This is a genomic window from Limosilactobacillus fermentum (assembly GCF_013394085.1).
In the GTDB taxonomy this organism is placed as follows: Bacteria; Bacillota; Bacilli; order Lactobacillales; family Lactobacillaceae; genus Limosilactobacillus; species Limosilactobacillus fermentum.
Genome location: NZ_CP040910.1, coordinates 1,546,593 through 1,568,628 on the forward strand (window position 1 = coordinate 1,546,593; position 22,036 = coordinate 1,568,628).

The following is a 22,036-nucleotide window of genomic DNA, read 5'->3' on the forward strand; positions in this document are numbered from 1 at the left end:
CTTAGTCGGTAACTTAGTCGCTTATCTTGGTCGGTTGACCGACTAAGTTATTCTTTCGTCAGCACGGTCACGCATTCAACATGCCACGAGCTGAGTTGGTCAATTACACATTCTCGATTAACCGCTAACTATGGCGATTTTTATTGTCTAGCTAAATGCAGCATATCTGTTTACACGGGCCTAAAATGTTTGTTTTTTATGGATCCCGCGGATAGGTAATAGCCCTCCAGTTTTGCTTGTTTGCGGGAACAAATACGTTTATAAATAGGCATTAAAGCGTTTGTGGAAAATCAAAGTCTAAATCCAATGTTTGCCTGATGGAATTCATCAAGATTCCAGTGCAGCAATCTAAGAGGCATTTTGCCAGCTGTAAAATGCAAATGAGTAAAGAATCCCCGATAATTAGATAAATGTACATTGCTATTAACTGCTGCTTCATTCTTTTGCAAAGTCAACACGTGATACTCTTTATTTGCAAAATTTTTTAAAATGATGAATTTCCTCATTGCTTCATGCTCATCCGTTTCAGCTAGTTGCTCAAGCTGTGAAGCCTTATTAACCATGTAATCCACTCGTTCTTGTAATTCTTCTTTAGTTGTATTAACTGATGGAACAATAGTTTCCATATTCAGAATCTCCTTTATTTATATCTCCCCATGACAATATCCTTAACTTCTTGCAGATAATCATCAGTATATTCTGGCACAAGCAATTGGCCATCAATGGCATCGATCATAACCTTTTCTTTGTCCTTCAGCTTCTTGTACACCGTACTGTCAATAAAGCCCATGTGGGCAACATCACCCTTAGTCATCAGATAGTAATACCGAGTATACTGATTAGCTGGAAGTCCCAAACGGTTAATCCGATCACGCGATTGCAACATAAAAGTAAGATTGAAGTTGTATTCGAAGTAAACCGCATCGTGCACCGTCTGATGGAGCGAAATAGATTCACCTAACGTATTAGGATTAGAAACCAATACCTGGGCATCACCAGTACGGAAATTGTTAATCATTCCTTCACGGTCTTGCTTTGGAGTGGCCCCATAAACCAAGGTTGTTTTAATTCCCATATCGTTGAGAGTATCAGTGATCTTCTGCATGGTGCCAACAAACATCCCCCAAACCAGGACTTTTTTACCTTGGCTAACCAATTTGTCAATCAAATCAATACCCATTTCAAACTTAGGAGATTCAACTTTAGCTAAATCATACTTCTTATAAGCATCCCCACTGCTGGCATTTTCTTTTTCCACAGTTGAAGCTTGCTTATCCCAAACACCAGAGTCGGCATCTACAAGGCCTAACTCTTTATAGTTAATGTTGGTTGCTAGTAATTCTGGATTAGTTGAAGCTTGCAACAGTCTAATGAAAGTTGCCAAAGTCCCATTTTCGGTTTCATAAATAGCCTGTGACAGCATCTGCTGATTCTTTGATGGTTCAACTTCTTTAATAATATCTGGATCTGGTTTAGGGACATGTAGATCTTTCTTGTTGGTCCGCCAAAAGAACGGCGATAATTTCTTATTTACATCTTCTGGATCAATATTATTCAAAGTTGTTAAATCCCAAGCAAAGAAGGATGAGTATTCATCAGGGTACATCAGATGTAGGAAGTTATAGATGTCCCTAAAGCCATTCGGAATTGGTGTCCCCGTTAGAACATAGCGGTAGTGTGGTGTCTGGCTTAAACTCAATGCTGCCTTGGCACGCTGGCCACCGACTCCTTTTACCCGGTGAACTTCGTCAAAGACTAACATAGTTTTGGAATCCAACAAGTCATTAATGATGTTCAGCTTACTTTGTAAAGATTCGTAGTTGATGGTGATCACGTCAGCCTGGACCCAGTCGTGCTTAATAGCACCGACATTATTGTTGTATTTCTTATCCCGCATATTGAGGTAATGCAACTTACGCTTAGGACCAAACACAGCTTCAAATTCTGTCCGCCAAGCAGCAAAGGCGTTCAGTGGTGAAACAACTAACAGTTTATCTACTTCATTTACCCTTGGGCTAGATAGATAGGCAAACGTGCCATACATCATTGCCGTTTTACCAGCACCAGGTACTGAAAAGTTGGCCGCTCGTTTCATGATAGTCATGAAGAAACTAGCTTTTTCTTGCTCTGGCTTAAGCGGACGCGTAATTTCTTGACTAACGACCGCTTTGAAGTTATCAAACTCATGTTGCCAGCGAGGATCACCATCTTTGATAGTTAAACCAGCCTGACTTTGTTCCTTAATATAATACTGACGCTGTTGAACAAAATGATTAAACTTGTTGCTAGTCTGAACCTCAGGTAACCCTTTACGTTGCAGACGCCTATTAAGTTTCTTAACTAATTCAAGCAGTTGAACGTAAGTTAAATCTTCCTTAAAGGTTCGCTGTCTCGGATCTTCAAAGTACGGCCTAAAAATAGCTAAGCCACGCTGAGCTGTCTTTGACTCCAGTGTATGGTTACTATCATCTAGTAGTTGGAAGAAACCGTCATTATTCTTAATAATGATTGGACTATCTGATTTCGTCTCCATACTTACTGAACAACTCCTCACTTAGTTGATTCAAGTCACGCATGTATTTTTGCAACTCTTTTAACTGGTCTTCACTCACTTCGTTATAACGAAGGCTCCCAATGAGGCCACCATCTTCGTTTAAGTCATGATAATATTTCACATTTTGCTTAATGTTACGAATGAATTTATCGACGGACTCACTGTTCCGTGCGTTCCGCATATAAGTATCAAAAGTATCTCCTAGGGCTTCAACCGTATCATTTTCATCAGTTAAACTTTGCATTAAATCAGAAGTGGTATGAATTTCATCATCCTGTAGTGATTCAGACAGATCATCAACAATGTCCGCGACATCATCATTAAAATCTTCGTTATCGACGCTGTTGACAACATTTTTCCCATATTCACGAATATGAGTTCTGGCGGTATTCCCGCTAACACCAACATGAATCTGGTAAAGAATCACACCGAAGTATGAGTTCATGGTTTCATTCTTACGAACCTGCGATTCTGAATCATCACCAAAGTTCTTTGAAAGTGACTTTCCCATTTCAAGAAACAGCGACCAGACCTTACTTTCCTTGATGATGTTGAAGCTATTTTCCGGAGCTCCAATAAACTCCAGAAACTTCTTCATGTAAACGGCACCATCATAGTATTTCTTAACCTCAGTTGGCCGCATATGAGAATCCGCAGCATAGTCCGCCTGAGTCATGATCGGATCATCGCCGCCAGTAGTTTGATAAATGTCAACAGCTAAGTCAACCGGATCATAATTTTGCCGTTCTTCAACACCCATCTGAATAGCCAATTCCAGGTTTTTGATCTTAGCTCGTTCAGTTGAATTGTCATATGAGAATGGTAATACCACGGCTTCAAAATAAACTGTCCTACCAGTTGACTGGTGAATATTCCGTAAAGCAGTGAAGCGCCGATTACCATCGACAATTCTTCCATCATCAAGAACATAACCATATACCTGCTGTCCAGATTCCTGAATTGATTTTTCTGTTCGTTTCAGTGCTGATGAATTATCCTTCTCAATTAACTTAGCAACAAAATTGTTATATTGTGGGTCCTCATGGTCATTTGCTGGGTGCAGCTCATCATGATACTGAGAAATGCCTGTTGCGATCCGACCATTCTTATCATTGTAATAAAGGTATTCCAACGGAATTTTATAGACATCCAACGTCTCGGAACTAACACCATCCACCTTAATTGGTAGCTTAGGCTTAGCTCCTGTTTTCTCTAAATTTCCTTCTTTAGCTAATTCAATTAGCGACAGCATCCTAATTCAACTCCCCGTTTTCCAACTTATTAATCAAGGCATGCACCTCTTGTTCACTAGTAGCCATTCGATAATAAACCCCTGATTCCTGCAAATGATCAAAGTACTTTTGCTGAATAATTCGAATTTCTTCATCACCCAACCGCATGTTTTCAGCTTTAGTTTCAATCACTAAATAAATTGGCTTATTACCATGTTCAATCTTAAAGATAAAGTCAGGTGTAGTCGTTCCGTTATCAAAGCGCGGAATCTTAATAGCCTTTTTTGGTAATTTCCCAAAGACACTAATCTTCGGGCCATACGACCGTTGTAAAATTTTTAATTCTGGATCAGCACTGTCATAACGCAGCGGTGGCCGATCATACAAGTACTTTTCATCAGAAGTCGAATCTGACTGGTATACACCAAGTACGCTAGCCGGAACCGAATCCACAAACTCTTGCTTTTTAGCATTGTAAATCGATGTTGAAGATGAAAAGTTCAGTGGTTCATAGCTATAAGAAGTCTTAATTCGTTCATTAAATTGATTGTTAAAAGTGCGAATTAAATTGCCAAGTGTCTTCTCATTGATGTAGTTAGTATTATTTTTCAAACGCTTAATCGCTTTGATCATCAAATTGTTAAGCAAATTAACCGGTAAATCAGTACCCTTAGCCAAGAGTTTAAGAAATTTACCATAATTCATGGTTAAGAATTCAGTACTATAATCCGACTGCGTTTCCCGAACGGAAGCCACATTCTCATCAGTTACCACTTCTTGGTGAACCACCTGCGGCCGTTGCAAAACAAAGATCTTATTATCGCTATCGTTAAATACGTTCCGAGCCACCGTTTCGGCATCCTGATTAACCGATGGATCAAACTTGATCATTTGCCGCTTAGCCAATTGCAGCCACAAATTCTTCAATTGCTGCCAATTTTGCTTGCGTAACTTAACAGTTGTGCTGTCTTTTGAATTTTTATCTCGAACCTTATCATTAGCAACTTTAGTTTCTTGAACTAATTCTGGATAAAGATGACACAAAGCATCATAGCCAGCCATCGATTGACCATCTAATTCAACGTTTTCTTTAAATTTGTTAGAACGAGTAATCACATTATGGGCATCTAAATCATCAAGTAGCTGATTCTCATCAAACTTAGGATCAATTTTTTGTTTAGCTTTAACAATCAGCTTGATCATGTCATCAGTTAATTCTTCTTGGTTCAGTTTTATCGGTGAATCATCATTAATTTCACCTACTAACTTTTGAGCGAAATCTCGTTCATCATAACCAATTAAGAAAGATAGACGACTCTGCCACTCATCCTGATTCAAACGGTGACCAGTTTCATCAACCGGAAGCCGTAAACCACGACCAACTTCCTGAATCTTACTAATCTCGGAACCGGAAGTACGTAACTTGGCAATTGTGAAAACATTTGGATTATCCCAACCTTCACGCAGCGTCCACTTTGAAAAGAGGAAGCGACGAGTTAGCCAGTTACCATCTTTATCCTTAAAGCTGAGCAGTTTTTCCTTATTGCTGAGGATATCTTCAACTTCAGCCTGAATGTCGGCATCAGAACTGCCCCGATCTTCACTGAAATAACCAGCATAAACGTCCTGATGTTCTGACTGCAAGCTCTTCAAGGTAGCCTGTAAGAAAGAGCGGTACTCTTTTTCCCGATCATCAATCGCCAATTCAAAACGATCAATTAATTTCTTGAGTTTCTTGGTTAAAATAGCCTCAAAGTGATGAGCAAGCCAACCCTTACCACTGTTTTCGCCACGGAAGCTGGAAATACTATCAATAAAGAATAAGGATAGAGTCTTAATCTTTGGAGCATTCTCCCCTGAATTTAAACGTAGGAAGTTTTCTTCTTCAGCCTTAAAGTGACAATCTAATGCCTGTGAGATAATTTCATCCTGATAGTTTTCCGCAAAGGTACCAGGAATCAATTTCATGTCTTTAGATAAAGCTAAACCATTAGAAAGTTCCCGGTCAGTCCCACCAGCATAAGTAATATTACCTTCAAAGCCAGCATCCACATCAGCCAGATTTTCGCCTACGTTTAATGAATAGTCTTTGCCACCCTTGGTCAAAACTAATTCTTTAGCTTTGACTTGCTTAACTTTATACAAGTTATTTGCCTGTTCTTCTGGCATATCAGGATAATCAATATCGATACCCTTAACCAGGCCCTGGTTGAAACTGTCCACGGCGTCCAAGTTAAACTGAGGTTCACCACGATAGTAATCAACCTTAGTGACTTTATTCTTCCCCCGACCAGTAGTTGTTTCCGGGAAGGTAGCACCAAAACGCACAATTAATTGGGGCTTCATTTCTTCGATATCTTCGTAGAACTTTTTTCCTCGTGGAAAGCGTTGTGGTTCGTCGATAATTATTACTGGCCGAGTGGCAGCAATCGCTTTGATTGGGGAAGTTTCACCACCCAGCAAAGTTTGATCGTAGTCATCATGGTGCATGGATTTAGAGTGCAGCATCCCCTGATTAACTAACAATACTTCAATTTGGTTTGCATTCTGCCGAGTTGCTTCAACAAATTCAGACAGTTGCGCTGGAAAGTTGCGCCGTCCTGAACGCGCACTAAAATCACCCGCGTTGATGACATTTAATTGGATCCGGGTATTTTCATAAAATTCGCTAAAGTGCTGCTTAGCATAATCGCTACTAATAAAGCTACGAGTACCTTCTTTAATACTTGGGCTAGGCACTGCAATGACAAACTTAAAGAGCCCATACTTTTGGTGCATTTCATACATCATCCGGGTGTAGACATAGGTCTTCCCAGTCCCCGTCTCCATCTTGATGTCAATATTGGCTTTATCCCTATAACGACACCTAATTAGTGGATTAGCATAAATGTAATTAGCATCTGGATTATTACTCATGGTATCCATGCCTGGGAAAGCTTTATCAATGGCGGCTAGGGCATCAGTTTGGTGTTGTAAAGTTTCTAGTTTAATCTTCATGGGTTAGTACCTCTTGATTAAAGTTACTTTACTATCCAACTGCTTTAAACCATTTTCAAGTTCACGCAGTTCTGCTACATTAAATGAATAGCCAAAGATAACTACACTTTGTACTTCTAATTGGTGAGTACCAAGTTGGTTGAGTAATTCTTTAGTTTGGCTTGCTCCCCAACCTTCATTAATCAAGTAAAGTCGATTATCTTCAACTTTATGTGCGGTGTAGTTATCAAATTTAACTTCTTCAACATCAGTATCAAACGGGTAACCATCCTTGGCAAGCCAAGTGGTAAGAATTGTTTCTTCCCCAGTAGCATCCCCATCAATACCCAAGCTTTTACTTGAAAAGCCATCAACCATATCGGTAAACAGGTTAGTGTTGTTAGGATTGAAGTCCTCAATTTCTTCAAGAGTTTGTTTAACAGGTTTAACTACACGATAATGCTTAAAGCTGCCATCAAAATTTTGGGGCAAAGTTAGTTCATTGTCATCACGGATCTTTTTGGCAGCGCGCCGAATTCGTTCACGAGAAATTTCATCAATAGACTTAAAGCCAGCATCATATGCAACTTTTGCCCCTTTAACAGGAACTGTTTTACCATCTTTATTCCGATGGTATGTTTTTTCCGGGAGTTGTACCATGATGAAACGCCTATTTGCTGTATCTTCGGCATTTAATTGCATTACAGCATCGGCAGTCGTTGCTGATCCAGCAAAAAAGTCCATTACTATTTCCGAATCTTTGGAAGTGTACTTAATTAACTTTTTTACCAAAGAAGTTGGCTTAGGGTAACTAAAGCATTTTTCGTTAAAAAGCTTTATTATCTCATTAGTCCCATCTTTGGTAGTCCCAACATTCCTTAATATTGAACTTGGAGTTTTAGAATCCCCTTTTAAAATACGTTCTTTAAGAAACAACTTTCGTTTAGGGGACGAGTCATTATTCATACCAAACTTTATTCTCCCATCATCCATTAATTTTTTAATACCATCTCTGTTAAAAGCCCAAATCCTATTGTGAGGAGGAAAATATTCTTTACCAGTATTTGGATTGGTAATTCCAAAAACAGTATCACCACCAGCTTTGTTTGCATCCAGAGGGGTTAATTTCCAAGGGCCTCTTGGATCATTGTCAGGATTTTTATATTCTCTTGAACTTAATGGATCTCCATACCACTGAAGTTGTTGAATATCTTTTGCGTAGACCAAAATGTAATTATGATTTAAGGATATTGGTGAATCATTAGATATCGATGTCCTAGACTCCCATATAAATGTATCAACATAATTTGCTTCACCAAAAATCTCATCACAAATATTTTTTAGATTAGAAAACTCATTATCATCTATGGAAATAAAGATTGTACCCTTAGAGGATAGCATTCTCTTTGCAAGAACTAATCTCGGATACATAAATGTCAACCAAGCCGAATGACTTGAACTTCCTTGTATTGATTTAAGTCTTTCAACTTGCTCATCCTCTAATCCAAACATTTCTTTTATCTTATTATCTGAATATTCAAAAGAATCGGGATACTCAAAATCATTACTTCCAGTATTGTATGGTGGATCAATAAATATAGTATTTATTTTATTTAAATAACCTACCTCCAAGTGACGAAGAACCTCTAAATTATCCCCAGTAAAGAATAAATTTTTGCTATTCTTACCTTCACCTTGATTCTGCTTTTCATCGGGCACAATAACAGTACTTGGCATTTCACCAGCCTGACGACGAGCGTAATCTTTACCAATGAAACCCAGCTGATAACCCTCACTCAGCTCATTAACATTCTTATCTTTTAGTTGGTTCCTAAACTTATCCAGGTCAAACGAACCATCCTTCGTAAAAAATTCTGGAAGCTTTGCTTTCAATTCATTAAGAAAGGCGCTGTTTGGCTGCACAGTTTCATTGTATTTTTCATTATCCGTTTGCATCAAATTTCTCCTATTCTTCGTTAATTGGCACAGTTTCACAAATGTCATTAAGATCGCAATCTAAGCCAGTGCATATCTTCATCAAAAGATCCGTAGTTACGTTAGCATCTTTTCCTAACTTAGCAACGGAAGCAGCACTAATATCGCATTCAGCTTGTAAATCTTTTTTCTGTAATCCCCTGTCAATCAACAGTTTCCACAATTTCTTGTAACTAACCTTGTATTTAATTTTTAAGTTATTTAGTTGCTTGCTCATTCCATGATCTCCCAAACAGTTCTTTACCACCACGTTCGAGTGTCAAAACCGTATTTTCTCTAATGATCTCTTGCGCCTTTTCTGATAATACTTCAATACTATCAATTGAAATAAATATCTGCTTAGTTTCTTGAGCATACATTTCAATAATTCGATTTCTACGATCAATCTCAATATTTGAAAATAGTAGTGAATCATGAACAAAGAATGGTAAACGTGTTAAGTCAAGACAAGCTTGATCAAAAATAATTAATCCTTTGAATGATGTCCCTGTACCTTGGTCATTAATCGTCTCAAAATTGTATCCTGTTGGTTTTAATTCAATTCGTGGCGGTTGAAATGAACTTGATCCGCAGACCTGCTCGTTTAAGCTAGCCATTTCAGTGTTCAAAGAGTGCTGTACCTCTGCCAATTCAGTATTGATGGTCGCTTTTAAGGCATCTTGCTGATCTTTCTTGTCTTGTTGTAGTTTTTTCTTCTTCCCGGATTTAAAATCTAAGTGCAACAAGTTCAAATTATACAAATAGGCCATGGAGACCTAAAATTAAAGTGCTGAAACTCTAAAGAAAGGATATCTCCATGACCCAATCCAAGCATAGCACTACCAAGCATTATCAACAACTTACCCCGGAAGAAAGAGGTGAAATTGAAGCGTACTTGAATGCTGGGAAATCTCAGGCTGATATTGCGCGCCTGACCAATCGCAGTCGCAGCACGATCTCGCGTGAAATTAAGCGTGGCACCATTCGACAACGTAATTCTGACTATCTCTTTTTCACCAAATACTTTGCGGACACGAGCCAGCTTATTCATGATAAAGCGCGTCAGAACTGCCGTTTTGGCGGACTAGAAAAGGTCTGCTGGCTGTCCTTTAAGATGCTTAAAACAGCGCTTAAACGGCGACCACGGATTGATAGTGTTGATGGTTTCGTGCACGCCTTTAAGCAGACTCATCCTGACCAGCCGTGCCCTTCAACGCCGACCGTTTATCGGTATATTGATCAAGGCCGCTTAGACATTAAGAATATCGACCTGCCAGCCAAGCTGCGGCGCCATGTAAAGTCCAATCGTCACAACCACTCGCGTAAAAATAAGCGTCTGGCTGGTACTTCGATTGATGAACGACCAGACACTATTAATAACCGTGAACGCTTTGGTGATTGGGAAGGTGACCTGGTTAAAGGCAAGCGTCAAGCCAGTGAACCAGCACTGATGACCCTGACCGAACGGTGAGTCCGCTATGAGATCATCGTCAAGATTCCCAACTACCACGCAGACACCTGCTTAAAAGAGCTTCAAGCCACCATTGACCAGCATCCTGGCTACTTTAAGACCATCACTTTCGATAACGGCTCTGAGTTCAAACTGTTGGACCAGGTTCAAGGAGCTCAGATCTACTTTGCGCACCCGTACTCGCCTTGGGAACGTGGCAGTAATGAAAACCAGAATGGCCTGATCCGAGAGTACATCCCTAAAGGCCTATCACTACATGGCTTCTCTGAAGATGATATCGCAAAGGTTCAAGATGCGCTGAATCAAAAGCATCGCAGGACACTCGGCTACGCTAACGCCGCCGAGCTTATTGAGGCCGCGCTAGCAAGCTAGCTCACGGTCTGGCTCCATGGTTGTTGCACTTGAGTTGACATTCCGGGAAGGAAAAAGTACACTTTCAATCACCTATAAATGCCGTCAGAGCGCGGCTTATCGGCTATTTATCTGTACGTTCAAGGACCGTAACAGACTCAACGTGCGTCGTCTGCGGGAACTGGTCGACCGGTTGGATCGGCTTGGTCACGTGGTAGCCCTGTTCGGCGAAGCGTTGTAAGTCGCGGACCAAAGTCGCCGGGTTGCAGGAGACGTAAATCACCTTTTGGGGCGCCATCTTACCGGTGGCCTCAATCAATTGGGCATCCAAGCCCTTGCGCGGTGGGTCAACAATCACCACATCAGGTTTGAGACCCTCGGCTTGCCACTTGGCAAACTGCTCTTCGGCCTTGCCAACAACAAAGGTCGCATTTTCGATCCCATTATTGGCGGCGTTTTGCTTGGCGTCTGCAATGGCGGCCGGCACGATTTCGACCCCGTAAACGTGCTTGGCGTGCTTAGCCACGGCTAAAGAGATCGTCCCAATCCCACAGTAAGCATCGATAACGGTCTTGCTTCCGTCTAGTCCGGCGTTTTCAATGGCGGTCTGGTAGAGGCGCTCGGTTTGTTGCGGGTTGACCTGGTAAAAGGAGAGCGGCGAAATCGTGAAGTCGATCCCCAAGAGGGTGTCGTGGATGGTTGGTTCCCCCCACAACAGGTGGTTCTTCGTTCCCAAAATGACGTTGGTCCGCTTATCATTGACGTTTTGCACGATGCTCTTAATTCCCGGCACCCGTTCACTTATTTCCCGGGTAATTTCTGCGACGTGCGGGAAATGCTCCCCGTTAGTGACCAGGACCACCATCACCTGGTGGCTGTAGTAGCCCCGGCGGACCATCACCGTCCGGATTACGCCGCGGTGAGTTTCTTCATCGTAAGCCGGCACTTGGTACTTACGCAAGAGGTCGCGGACCACCAAAACGGTTTGGTCAATTGCCGGGTCCTGGATGTAAAAGTCTTCAATTGGCACCAGGTCATGGCTACCACGTTTGTAAAAACCGGTCGTCGGTTGGCCCTTGACCATCCGCACCGGGACTTGGGCCTTATTGCGGTAACCAAAGGGCTGGTCCATCCCCAGCGTTTCGGCCACTTCTAAGTTTAGGTGGGCCTTTTCCAAGAGTTCTTGAATTTGACGCTGCTTAAACTTGAGTTGGGCCGGGTAAGTCAGGTTCCCTAACGGCGCAATCCCCGTCTGTAGGTAGGCCCAGTTGGGGTCATCGATCCGGTCCGGGCTCTTCTTTTCAATGCTGATCAGCTTGCCCCAGGCGAAGTTCTTGGTCACCTTAGTTACCTTGACCGTTACCTCTTCGCCCGGCAAGGTGTTGGGTACAAAAATGGGGTAGTGATCAACCTTGACGACCCCGTTCCCTTGGTAAGTTAGGTCGAGGACCGTCCCCGTGACCGTTTCGTTTTTATGAACTGGTAGTTGCACCTTACTCATTGCTTTCCTCCGTATATTGTATGTACAACGGGCGCCGTAATTGCGCCCATTACAAGAAAGAGGGGCCCGTGCGTTTGCTTAACGGTTGGGTCCCTACTTAGCTAATTATTACTCTTGCGTATCCTTTTCCATTTCGCCCAAGCCACGCACGAAGTAGTCTTCGGCCTTTTGCATGTCCGGCGTAATGTCGCTGGTAATCGCGTCATCCGGGATCGCCTCCATGTTGGCGACGACCGTCATGTGCTGGTGCAGGTTATGGAATTCCATCGGGGCGTCCCCACCGTATTCCCCGTCCAAGTTGATCATTAACCGATCGTTTGGATCAAGGGGCTTCACCGTTACGTCCTTGGCCTTCACGTAGATTACCCGCGGATCATCAATGTGGGTCCCGTTTAAGGCCTTGGCCATCAGCTGCATCAGGCCCAGGAGGCTCGAATCCTTGATGATTAACAAGGAGAAGTTCCCGTCATCTAAGGAAGCATCCGGGACGATTTGTTCAAAGCCCCCCACCGAGTTAGTTAGGGCTAAGAAGATCGTGGAGGCCTTACCCTTAAAGGTTTGACCATCGTAAGTGATCTCCATGGCGACCGGCTTAACCCGGGGCAGGATTTCGGCGCCCTTGGCGAAGTAAGCCAGGTAGCCAAACATCGACTTCATTTGTGACGGCACGTCGTAGGTCAACTCCGTCAAGGTTCCCCCGGCCGCGATGTTCATGAAGTACTTATCACCGGCCTGACCGATGTCGATCTTGAACCGGTTGGCCGGCTCCAGGATCAACTTAGCGGCGGCCACCGGGTTATCGCGCGGTACCCGTAAGGCCCGGGCGTAATCGTTGGTGGTCCCGGCGGGGATGATCGCTAACAGCGGCCGCTTCTTTAGGCCCGCTAAACCATCGACCACTTCGCTTAAGGTCCCATCGCCCCCGGCGGCCACAATCAGGTCAAAGCCTTCCTTGACTGCCCGGGCCGCCTCATTCTTAGCGGAATCTGGTTCCGGCGTGGTGGCAAAGGCACTGGTTTCATAACCGGCTTGTTCGTAAACATCGAGGATGTCGACCAAGTCGTTGCGCAGAGCTTCCCGTCCCGACGTCGGGTTGTAAATTATCCGAGCTCGTTTGGCCATGACCATTCCTCCTTAACGTTCGTTGAGTGACTTACCCAGTAATTGGTTAACCACCTTCGGGTTGGCCTTCCCCTGGGTCTTCTTCATGATTTGCCCAATCAAGAAGCCAAAGGCGCGGTCCTTCCCGTTCTTAAAGTCTTCAATCGATTGTTCGTTGTCGTCCAAGATGGCATCGATAATCGGTTGCAGTTCGGCCGGGTCAGACAGTTGTACCAAACCGTTAGCCTTAGCGAAGGCGGCCGGTTCTTGACCATCCAAGATCCCTTGGAAGACCTTCTTGGCCATCTTCGAGGAGATCGTCCCGTCGTCGATCAACTTGATCATCCCCGCCAGGTTAGCCGGCGTCAGCTTAGTGTCGTCCAGGTCAACGTGTTGGTTGTTCAAGTAGGAGTTAACGTCGTTCATCAGGTAGTTGGCCACCTTCTTGGCGTCGCCACCATCCTTGACGGCCTCTTCAAAGAAGTCGGCCATTTCCTTGGTCTGGGTCAAAACCATGGCGTCGTAATCGGTCAGGCCGAGGTCGTTAACGTAACGGCGCCGGCGTTCGCCCGGCATTTCTGGCATTTGGGACCGAATTTCTTCAATCCAGGCGTCATCAACTTCCAGCGGCGGTAGGTCCGGTTCCGGGAAGTAACGGTAGTCGTCAGAACCTTCCTTGGTCCGCATCGCCACCGTCCCCTTCGTCGCTTCGTCGTAACGGCGGGTTTCTTGAACGATTTCACCACCGGCCATCAAGACCTTTTGGTGGCGGTCGGCTTCAAAGTTCAGGGCGTTCTTGACGAAGTTAAAGGAGTTGATGTTCTTCATTTCCGTCTTGGTCCCGTACTGGTCGGAGCCGTATGGGCGCACGGAAATGTTGGTGTCGACCCGCATCGACCCCTCTTCCATCTTCACGTCGGAGATCCCGGTAAATTGGATCCGTTGGCGCAGGGCTTCCAGGTAGGCAACGGCTTCTTCTGGCGAAGCGATGTCGGCCTTGGAAACAATTTCGATCAACGGCGTCCCCTGCCGGTTCAAGTCCACGTAGGAGTGACTGCCGGTGTGGGTGTTCTTCCCGGCGTCTTCTTCGATGTGCATTTCCTTGATCCCGATCTTTTTCTTCTTACCGTCAACTTCTATTTCCACCCAACCATCGTGGGCGATCGGCGTTTCAGATTGGGTGATCTGGTAGGCCTTTGGGTTATCCGGGTAGAAGTAGTTCTTACGGTCAAAGTGCATCTTCTTGGTCACTTCGGCGTGCAAGGCTAATGCGGCCATGATCCCGTCGCGGACCACACCCTTGTTAATCGACGGTAAGACCCCTGGGTACCCCCAGTCGATCACGTTGGTGTTGGCGTTTGGCGCCGCCCCAAAGTTAACCGGGGACGGGGAGAAGATCTTTGAGTTGGTCTTTAATTCAACGTGGACTTCTAGCCCAATCGTAGTTTCAAAGTTCATAAATGGTTCCCCCCTATCCTAATTCTGGCGTTTGCTTGTGGAAGTCGGTCGTCTGTTCAAAGACGTAACCGGCCTTGTAAATCGTGGCTTCATCAAAGCGCTTACCGATCATCTGCAGGCCAATTGGCATCCCATTGTCCTTGGAGAAGCCGGCAGGGATCGACATCCCCGGTAGCCCGGCCATGTTCAAGGTCACGGTCAAGACGTCATTGAAGTACATTTGCTTTGGATCGGCAATTTCGGCGCCGATCTTAAAGGCGGTGCTGGTTCCGGTTGGCCCAACGATCAAATCGTGGTCCTTTAAGACGTCATCGAAGTCCTGGGCGATCAGGCGGCGTACCTTAGCGGCCTTGTTGAAGTAGGCGTCGTAGAACCCGGCGGACAAGGAGAAGGTTCCCAGCATGATCCGGAGCTTCACTTCGTCCCCAAAGCCTTGCGAACGGGTCTTAACGTAGACGTCTTCCAGGTTCTTAACGTCATCAGCGCGGAAACCGTAACGGATCCCGTCGAAGCGTTGCAAATTAGAAGAAGCTTCCGAAGAGGCCAGGATGTAGTAAGCCGGTACCCCGTACTTGGTGTGTGGTAAGGAAACCTCATCGATCGTGGCACCCAAGGATTCGAGGTGCTTCAGGCTCGCTTCGATCACTTCTTGAACGTCGTCATCGAGGCATTCCATGTATTCGCGCGGAACGGCGATCTTCATTCCCTTGATGTCGGCCTGGTCGTTTAAGCCGGCGGCAAAATCCGGTACCGGTTGGTTAGCGCTAGTCATGTCGCGGTCATCCTTACCGGCGATGGCGCTCATCAAGATGGCGTTGTCCTTAACGGATTGGGTCAGCCAACCAATTTGGTCAAAGGAAGAACCAAAGGCGATCAGCCCCCAACGAGAAACCCGCCCGTAAGTTGGCTTCATCCCCACCGTCCCGGTAAAGGAAGCGGGTATCCGAATCGAACCACCGGTATCGGACCCCAAGGCCCCTAAAACATCCCCGGCAGCCACAGCGGCCGCGGAACCACCAGAAGAGCCCCCTGGTACCCGGGTTAGGTCCCACGGGTTCTTGGTCGTCTTAAAGGCGGAGTTTTCCGTTGACGACCCCATGGCGAATTCATCTAGGTTGACCTTCCCGACGTTGATTGCCCCGGCGGCGTTGAGTTTTTCAACGACCGTAGCATCGTAAACGGGCTTGAAGTTTTCCAAGATCTTGGAAGCCGCCGTCGTCGTCAAGCCCTTGGTAACAATGTTATCCTTAACGGCCAGCGGGATTCCGGCCAGCAGTTGGTCTTCTGCGATTCCCGCTTGGTCTAATTCAGCGGCTTGCTTGAGGGCCGCTTCCTCGTTTAGGGCCAAAAAGGCGCCGACTTGGTCATCGGTGGCCTTGATCCGGTCAAAGGCGGCCTTGGTCAGTTCGGTGGCACTCACCTTCTTAGCAACTAGGTCGGCGTGCAGACCCGAAATGTCTTTACCGTAAAAAGTCATTACTCTTCTCCGTCCTCGCTTTCGTCGATGATCGCTGGCACCTTGATTAAGCCGTTAGCCGTTTCCGGAGCGTTATCCAACAGGGCTTGGCGTTCTTGGTCGCTGCTCTTAACCGCCACGTCTTCTCGCATCACGTTGACTTCCGTCGTTGGCGTACTCATTGGTTCCACGCCGGTCGTATCGACCTCTTCCAGTTCCTTGAACAGGTCAATGATTTCTTCGATTTTGGGGGTGAACTTGTCCAACTCCGCATCGGTAAACGCCAGCTTGGCCAGGTCCGCAACGTGTTCGACCTGTTGCCGGTCTAATTGCTCAGCCATTCTCTCAACCTCTTTTCCTTTGTGCATTGATGATTTATACAATTCCTTATTTTATCACAGTTAGGGCGACTTATTAACTCAAGCGGCTAAAATTCGCGCCGCTAACAACAAGGGACCCGCGCAGTTTCGGCATGCCGATTGCGCGGGCCCACGGGCTCTGTTCAAAGTTTGGTTTTAATAGGAGCTAAAGATGTGCGATTGGTAACTGCTGGACCCAGAGTTGCGGTAGACGACCGCTTGAATTGAGTTCGAAGATTGGATCTTGATTTCAATTGGGATCCCGTTTGGTAAGTACTTCTTGGCGGCCTGAACGATATATTCCGTGAAGGATTGGATTTCGGTTTCACTATAGAACTGGGTCGTGACCGTAATGTTCATCCCGGACAGGGAGTTGTTGTAGTACTGGGCCTGGGCCGTTACCCCGCTTAAGTTCGGGAAGAAGGATTGAATCTGGGTCTTGAAGTTCGTGAAGTTAGAGTTATCGGACTGATCACTGGAATTACTAGAGGTCGAATCGCTCGCCTTTGGTAAGACGACCGCCTTGTAGTTCAAGGTCTTCCAAGATGAGATCGTGGAGCCGTTATTCTTGCTGTAGGCAAAGAAGGTCCCCCCCACCAGTGAATCATCGGAGGCCTGCTTAAAGAGGGCGATCACGATCGGCACGTTCTTTAAGTCCTTACGGGCCCGGAGCCGCTTTAAAATCTTGGCGGCGGCTAACTTACCCTGTTTTTGTACCTCGGCGTCGGAGATGTTTTTCGTGTAATCCGGCCCATCGGTGGTCTTTTGGTAGGTGTATTCGCTGTTGACCCCGATCCCGATTACGATCCCCTTAAGCTTCAAAGAGTTACCGCTTTGCTGCATGTAATCTTGTTCTTCAATTTGTTGAATGTATTCTGGGTTCGGGTCGCTGCTCTTACCCTTAGCTGGGTTTAAACCGGTTGGGTTGCTGGACGTCTTGCGCCCTAACCAGTTATCCAGGGTGCTAGAAGACAGGTACTGTCCTTCCTGGAAGATGTAGCTCTTGGTGGAGAAAACCAGCTTAGAAACGTTGGTCAACCCAGATTCAAAGGCCTTCAAGTTGTACACGTTAGCGTTTTGCGCCGTGTTCACCCCACGGGCCTTGCTGGTCTTGTAGCGACCGTTTTCGATCACCCCTTGGTAATTACCACTGGTCGACCCGGTGGTTGTCACACTCGAGCTACTGGAGCTCTTCTTGCCACAACCGGCAAGCGTCACAGCGGCCACCATGGTGATGGCGGCGGCCAAGACGATTTTCTTTACTCGCACGTCTAGTTTTCCTCCTTCATCGCTTGGTCAAAGCGGTCTTCATCCCAGACCTCGATGCCCAGCGTTTGCGCCTTTTCCAGTTTGCTACCGGCCTTTTCACCGGCAATTAAGAGATCCGTTTTCTTAGAAACGCTCCCGGTTACCGAAGCGCCCCGGGCACTCAGCCACTCCTGGGCTTGGCCGCGGGTCATCTTGGTTAGTTTTCCGGTTAGGACCACCCGTTTTCCGGCCCACTCGGCACTTTCCGTTGCGCTGGTGGTGGGGGCCAGGTAGTCCATGTTGACGCCAACCTCTTTTAGTTCGGCAATCAACTGGTGGACCTGTTCGTTTTGAAAGTAGGTCGCCACCGCGTCACCGATGATCGGGCCGATCGAATCAACCGCCGAAATGGTTGCGGCGTCAGCTGCCATCAGGGCGTCCACCGACTTAAATTCGGCGGCTAATAGCTGGGCGACCTTGGCGCCCACGTGCCGAATCCCTAAGCCAAACAAAAGGCGTTCGCATGAATTATGACGACTATTAGCAATGGCTGTCAATAGGTTGCTGATCGATTTCTCGCCAAATTTAGGCAAAGTTAACAATTGCGCGGCTTCCAGGCGGTAAAGGTCGGCAACGTCTTTAACCATCCCCTTATCCCAGAGTTGTTCAATGATCTTAGGCCCCAAACCGTCGATGTTCATGGCGTTGCGAGAGGCAAAGTGGGCCAGGCCCTCCTTAATTTGGGCCGGACACATTGGGTTAACGCAGCGCAGCGCCACTTCGTCATCGAGGTGCACTAGGTCGGCCCCGCACTCCGGACAGGTAGTCGGCACTTCGTAGGGCTTACTATCAGCCGGGCGCTTCTCAATTATTACCCGGGAAATTTCCGGGATGATATCACCGGCCTTGTGTAACAAGACGGTATCGCCCAGGCGAATGTCTTTTTCGGCAAGGTAATCGGGATTGTGTAAGGAGGCCCGGGAAACGGTCGTCCCCGCCAGCTGTACCGGATCCATTACGGCGGTAGGGGTGACGTTACCGGTCCGCCCCACAGTCCACTCAATGTCTCTAACGACGGTCGCCTGTTCCTCCGGTGGGAACTTGTAGGCAATTTCCCAGCGTGGCACCTTAACCGTATTCCCCAGCGCCACCTGCGTTGCTAGGTCGTTAACCTTTTCGACGATCCCGTCAATTCCGTAGGGGAGCTGATCCCGTTTTTCAGTGTACTCCTCAATGTAGGCGGTCAGTTCTGCTTGGCTGTGAACAACCCGGTAGTTGGGGTTGACGGCAAAGCCCAGTGCCCGCATCTTTTCGAGCGCTTGCGCCTGGGTGGTCACCCCTAGTGCTTGGTAGTCGGGCACGTAGTACATAAAGGTATCCAACTGGCGGGCGGCCGTCACCTTCGGATCTAGCTGGCGCAGGGAACCGGCGGCGGCATTACGCGGGTTGGCAAAGACCGGCTGTCCCTCCGCTTCACGGCGTTCATTGAGCTTAACGAAGGCCTCCTTGGGCATATAGCACTCGCCACGAAATTCTAGCGAGAGGGGTTCGGGCAGTACCTGCGGGATGGACTTAATCGTCTTAACGTTTTCGGTCACGTCTTCACCGATCGTCCCGTTCCCCCGGGTCGAACCCTGCACCAAACGGCCATTTTCGTAGACTAACGATAACGATAACCCGTCGATCTTAAGTTCCAGGTTGTAGTCAAAATCAACTTTGACGTCACTGTTGTCTTGTTGGCGGCGGTTAAAGTCCGCCAATTCTGCGGGCGAGAAGACGTCCCCCATCGAAAGCATCGGGATCTCGTGGATCACCTTGTTGAGTTGGCTTTCCGCGGCCCCCCCTACCCGTTGCGTTGGTGAATCAGGTACCACCAAGTCCGGGAAGCGTTGCTCGATTTCCACTAGGCGTTGGTAAGCCCGGTCGTAAACGTAATCCTCCACGCTCGGGTTGTCCTGTTCGTAATACTCCGCTCCCCACTTCTTGAGCTGCTCTCTTAAAGGCGTTAACTCCGCTTGAGCCTGTTGCTTGGTTAGCTCACTTACGGCTTCTTGCTTACTCATCTTAATCCTCCACCTTGGTGATTGGGGCAAAGCTTGCTAAGAGGCGCTTAACCCCCTGCTGTGGAAAGGCAATGTCTAGTTCCATGTTTTCTCCGGTTCCGTTAACGGAGACCACGGTCCCTTGCCCCCACTTCTTATGGTTAACCTTGTCGCCGGTGTTCCAAGACTTCTTTTCGGCCCCGGTCCCGGTGTTGGTCTTCGGGGCGACCCGCTTCCCCGCATCAGAAGGGCGCCGGTAAGTGGTGGCCGTGGCGGCCTTAAAGGCGTAGGAGTTGCCCCCGGCGATCCGACCGCTTAACGAGCGTTCACCCTGATTTTGGTTCTCTGATTGCATCAGTTCGGGGGTAATTTCCTCGACAAACTCCGACGGCCGGTTGCGTTGGATGTGACCATACAGCATCCGCGAAAAGGCGTTGGTGATGTAAAGCTTCTTCTTAGCCCGGGTGATCCCCACGTAAGCCAAGCGCCGTTCTTCTTCTAATTCCTTGTTGTCGGTCATGGCCCGGGACAACGGGAAGACCCCTTCTTCCATCCCGATCAAGAAGATGACCGGGAATTCCAACCCCTTAGCGGCGTGGAGGGTCATCAAAGTAACGGCGGGTTCCGCTTCATCGACGTCGTCTTGGTCGGACACCAGGGCTAAACCGGCCAGGAAGTCGGTTAGCTTTTGTAGGTGGTCCATTCCCTCATCGTCTTCGTGTTGGCGGTCGTATTCGGCGGTCACCGACTTAAATTCCTCCAGGTTTTCCCGCCGGGTTTGCCCCTGGAGGGTTTTATCCTTCTGCAATTCGGCTAGGTAGCCGGTCCGTTCCAGCACCTGGTCGGTCAAATCGGTGATCGAAAGCACCTTGGCCTCGTCTTGTAAGGCGGCGATTAACTGGCCAAATTCTTCGATCTTATTGCGGGTCCGTGCCGAGATGGCGTTGGCGTTTTGAACGTTTTGGGCCGCCGCCAGCAGTGGCAAGTTGGACTCCTGAGCAAACTCCCGTAACCGTTCGACGGAGGTCATCCCAATCCCGCGCTTGGGGGTGTTGACCACCCGTTCAAAGGACATTGAGTCCAACGGGTTGACAATCAAGGTCAGGTAGGCCAAGAGGTCGCGGATTTCCATCCGGTCGTAGAAGCGGTGGCCACCAACCATCGTGTAAGGAACCGTCGACTTTAGGAAAGTTTCTTCAATCACCCGCGACTGGGCGTTGGTCCGGTAAAGGATGGCGAAGTCTTGGTATTGGTAGTTGTGCTTGGCCCGTTCTTCTTGGATCTTTTTGACAATGAACTGCGCTTCATCGTGCTCGTTTTGGGCCCGGTAATAGGAGATTTTTTCCCCGGCGCCGTTTTCGGTCCAGAGGTTCTTGTCCTTACGTTCCAAGTTGTTGGCGATCACTTCGTTGGCCGCCTTTAAGATCGTTTGGGTTGAGCGGTAGTTTTGTTCCAACATCACGGAATGGGCGTTAGGGTAGTCATGCTCAAAGTTTAAGATGTTGTTCATGTTGGCCCCCCGCCAGCCGTAAATTGACTGGTCGGCATCCCCCACCACGCAGATGTTTTCGTACTTTTCGGCCAGCATGTGCACCAATTCGTACTGGGCGTCGTTGGTGTCCTGGTACTCGTCAACGTGGATGTAGTGGAACTTATCTTGGTAGTAGGTCAAAGTTTCCGGCGCCTTTTTGAAGAGCTCGATCGTCTTCATGATCAAGTCGTCAAAATCCAGGGTCTGGTTGCGTTCCAGTTCCTTTTGGTAGGCTTCGTAAACGCGCGCCACCATCCGGTCAAAGGGGCGTTGATGGTTCTTAGCAAAGGTGGCCGGATCCTCCATCGCATTCTTGGCGTTTGAAATCGCCGACAGCAGTTGCCGGGGTTCAAACTTCTTGGTGTCGATGTTTTGTTCCTCGCAGATCCGCTTAATCAGCGTCCGTTGTTCGCTGGTGTCGGCAATCGTAAAGGCCCGGTTGTAGCCTAGCTGTTCAATGTCACGACGTAAAATCCGTACGCACAGGGCGTGGAAGGTCGACACCCAGACGTCGTTGCCGGCCTCACCTAGGAGCTTAGCGACCCGCTCCTTCATTTCCCGGGCGGCCTTGTTAGTGAAGGTGATTGCTAGGATGTGCCACGGCAAGACGTGACGCTCCTCAATCAAGTAAGCGATCCGGTGGGTCAGGACCCGGGTTTTACCGGAACCAGCCCCCGCCATTACTAGTAGGGGGCCTTCCGTCGTCAACACGGCCTCGCTTTGCTTATCGTTCATTCCCTCTAACATCGATTGGTTCTGCACGCCTAATACCATCCTCTCTT

15 protein-coding genes and 1 pseudogene are annotated in these 22,036 nt (G+C 47.2%); 1 reads left to right on the top strand and 15 read right to left on the bottom strand.

All coding sequences use genetic code 11. The annotated features are described in order from the left end of the window. Nucleotides 1-290: 290 nt before the first annotated feature. The 7 genes from FG166_RS07810 to FG166_RS07840 are packed head-to-tail and all read right to left on the bottom strand — an operon-like array spanning nt 291 to nt 9,482. Nucleotides 291-626 carry a hypothetical protein gene (locus FG166_RS07810; RefSeq protein WP_003681661.1) on the bottom strand — a complete coding sequence of 112 codons (336 nt, stop codon included), beginning with the start codon at nt 624-626 and terminating at the stop codon, nt 291-293. Nucleotides 627-640: 14 nt separating this feature from the next. Then, a complete protein-coding gene (locus FG166_RS07815) occupies nt 641-2,533 on the bottom strand; it encodes an SNF2-related protein (RefSeq protein ID WP_003681660.1) in 1,893 nt (630 codons plus the stop codon). Further along, on the bottom strand, nt 2,514-3,806 hold the full coding sequence (locus FG166_RS07820; RefSeq protein WP_003681658.1) for a hypothetical protein: 1,293 nt from the start codon (nt 3,804-3,806) through the stop codon (nt 2,514-2,516). Before FG166_RS07820 ends, FG166_RS07815 begins: the two co-directional genes overlap by 20 nt. A 1-nt stretch (nt 3,807) precedes the next feature. Continuing rightward, a complete protein-coding gene (locus FG166_RS07825) occupies nt 3,808-6,783 on the bottom strand; it encodes a type III restriction-modification system endonuclease (RefSeq protein WP_003681655.1) in 2,976 nt (991 codons plus the stop codon). Between the two features lie 3 nt (nt 6,784-6,786). Then, on the bottom strand, nt 6,787-8,718 hold the full coding sequence (locus tag FG166_RS07830; protein WP_003681653.1) for a site-specific DNA-methyltransferase: 1,932 nt from the start codon (nt 8,716-8,718) through the stop codon (nt 6,787-6,789). Between the two features lie 10 nt (nt 8,719-8,728). Next, entirely contained in the window at nt 8,729-8,974 is a 246-nt protein-coding gene (locus FG166_RS07835; RefSeq protein ID WP_003681650.1) for a helix-turn-helix domain-containing protein, read from the bottom strand. Further along, complete coding sequence (locus FG166_RS07840; RefSeq protein ID WP_262350944.1) at nt 8,955-9,482, bottom strand: DUF2326 domain-containing protein; 528 nt, start codon at nt 9,480-9,482, stop codon at nt 8,955-8,957. The genes FG166_RS07835 and FG166_RS07840 overlap by 20 nt, the downstream gene beginning before the upstream one ends. Before the next feature lie 71 nt (nt 9,483-9,553). Here FG166_RS07840 and FG166_RS07845 point away from each other — a divergent pair. Next, nucleotides 9,554-10,579 (top strand): annotated as a pseudogene (locus FG166_RS07845) (IS30 family transposase). Between the two features lie 103 nt (nt 10,580-10,682). Here FG166_RS07845 and rlmD read toward each other — a convergent pair. From rlmD to pcrA, 8 genes are all read right to left on the bottom strand, one after another. Continuing rightward, nucleotides 10,683-12,059, bottom strand: coding sequence for a 23S rRNA (uracil(1939)-C(5))-methyltransferase RlmD (rlmD, locus tag FG166_RS07850; RefSeq protein ID WP_003681642.1), 1,377 nt, complete (start codon nt 12,057-12,059; stop codon nt 10,683-10,685). Between the two features lie 108 nt (nt 12,060-12,167). After that, nucleotides 12,168-13,181 (bottom strand): diacylglycerol kinase, encoded by a 1,014-nt coding sequence (locus FG166_RS07855; protein ID WP_035430728.1) that lies wholly within the window; start codon nt 13,179-13,181, stop codon nt 12,168-12,170. Between the two features lie 12 nt (nt 13,182-13,193). Beyond that, a complete protein-coding gene (gene gatB, locus FG166_RS07860) occupies nt 13,194-14,618 on the bottom strand; it encodes an Asp-tRNA(Asn)/Glu-tRNA(Gln) amidotransferase subunit GatB (RefSeq protein WP_003681638.1) in 1,425 nt (474 codons plus the stop codon). 13 nt (nt 14,619-14,631) lie between these two features. Then, on the bottom strand, nt 14,632-16,095 hold the full coding sequence (gatA, locus tag FG166_RS07865; protein WP_003681636.1) for an Asp-tRNA(Asn)/Glu-tRNA(Gln) amidotransferase subunit GatA: 1,464 nt from the start codon (nt 16,093-16,095) through the stop codon (nt 14,632-14,634). Next, nucleotides 16,095-16,415 carry an Asp-tRNA(Asn)/Glu-tRNA(Gln) amidotransferase subunit GatC gene (gene gatC / locus FG166_RS07870; protein WP_004562976.1) on the bottom strand — a complete coding sequence of 107 codons (321 nt, stop codon included), beginning with the start codon at nt 16,413-16,415 and terminating at the stop codon, nt 16,095-16,097. Before gatC ends, gatA begins: the two co-directional genes overlap by 1 nt. Nucleotides 16,416-16,589: 174 nt before the next feature. Beyond that, on the bottom strand, nt 16,590-17,702 hold the full coding sequence (locus tag FG166_RS07875) for a CamS family sex pheromone protein (protein WP_003681632.1): 1,113 nt from the start codon (nt 17,700-17,702) through the stop codon (nt 16,590-16,592). 2 nt (nt 17,703-17,704) lie between these two features. Beyond that, a complete protein-coding gene (gene ligA, locus FG166_RS07880; protein ID WP_003681631.1) occupies nt 17,705-19,744 on the bottom strand; it encodes an NAD-dependent DNA ligase LigA in 2,040 nt (679 codons plus the stop codon). A 1-nt stretch (nt 19,745) separates the two neighbouring features. Then, complete coding sequence (gene pcrA / locus FG166_RS07885) at nt 19,746-22,028, bottom strand: DNA helicase PcrA (protein WP_003681629.1); 2,283 nt, start codon at nt 22,026-22,028, stop codon at nt 19,746-19,748. Between the last annotated feature and the right edge of the window lie 8 nt (nt 22,029-22,036).

What these genes read in the sequence shown, in the direction of transcription:
- FG166_RS07810 (WP_003681661.1), bottom strand. Translation starts at nt 626, where the DNA reads ATGGAAACTATTGTTCCATCAGTTAATACAACTAAAGAAGAATTACAA.
- FG166_RS07815 (WP_003681660.1), bottom strand. Translation starts at nt 2,533, where the DNA reads ATGGAGACGAAATCAGATAGTCCAATCATTATTAAGAATAATGACGGT.
- FG166_RS07820 (WP_003681658.1), bottom strand. Translation starts at nt 3,806, where the DNA reads ATGCTGTCGCTAATTGAATTAGCTAAAGAAGGAAATTTAGAGAAAACA.
- FG166_RS07825 (WP_003681655.1), bottom strand. Translation starts at nt 6,783, where the DNA reads ATGAAGATTAAACTAGAAACTTTACAACACCAAACTGATGCCCTAGCC.
- FG166_RS07830 (WP_003681653.1), bottom strand. Translation starts at nt 8,718, where the DNA reads ATGCAAACGGATAATGAAAAATACAATGAAACTGTGCAGCCAAACAGC.
- FG166_RS07835 (WP_003681650.1), bottom strand. Translation starts at nt 8,974, where the DNA reads ATGAGCAAGCAACTAAATAACTTAAAAATTAAATACAAGGTTAGTTAC.
- rlmD (WP_003681642.1), bottom strand. Translation starts at nt 12,059, where the DNA reads ATGAGTAAGGTGCAACTACCAGTTCATAAAAACGAAACGGTCACGGGG.
- FG166_RS07855 (WP_035430728.1), bottom strand. Translation starts at nt 13,181, where the DNA reads ATGGCCAAACGAGCTCGGATAATTTACAACCCGACGTCGGGACGGGAA.
- gatB (WP_003681638.1), bottom strand. Translation starts at nt 14,618, where the DNA reads ATGAACTTTGAAACTACGATTGGGCTAGAAGTCCACGTTGAATTAAAG.
- gatA (WP_003681636.1), bottom strand. Translation starts at nt 16,095, where the DNA reads ATGACTTTTTACGGTAAAGACATTTCGGGTCTGCACGCCGACCTAGTT.
- gatC (WP_004562976.1), bottom strand. Translation starts at nt 16,415, where the DNA reads ATGGCTGAGCAATTAGACCGGCAACAGGTCGAACACGTTGCGGACCTG.
- ligA (WP_003681631.1), bottom strand. Translation starts at nt 19,744, where the DNA reads ATGAGTAAGCAAGAAGCCGTAAGTGAGCTAACCAAGCAACAGGCTCAA.
- pcrA (WP_003681629.1), bottom strand. Translation starts at nt 22,028, where the DNA reads ATGGTATTAGGCGTGCAGAACCAATCGATGTTAGAGGGAATGAACGAT.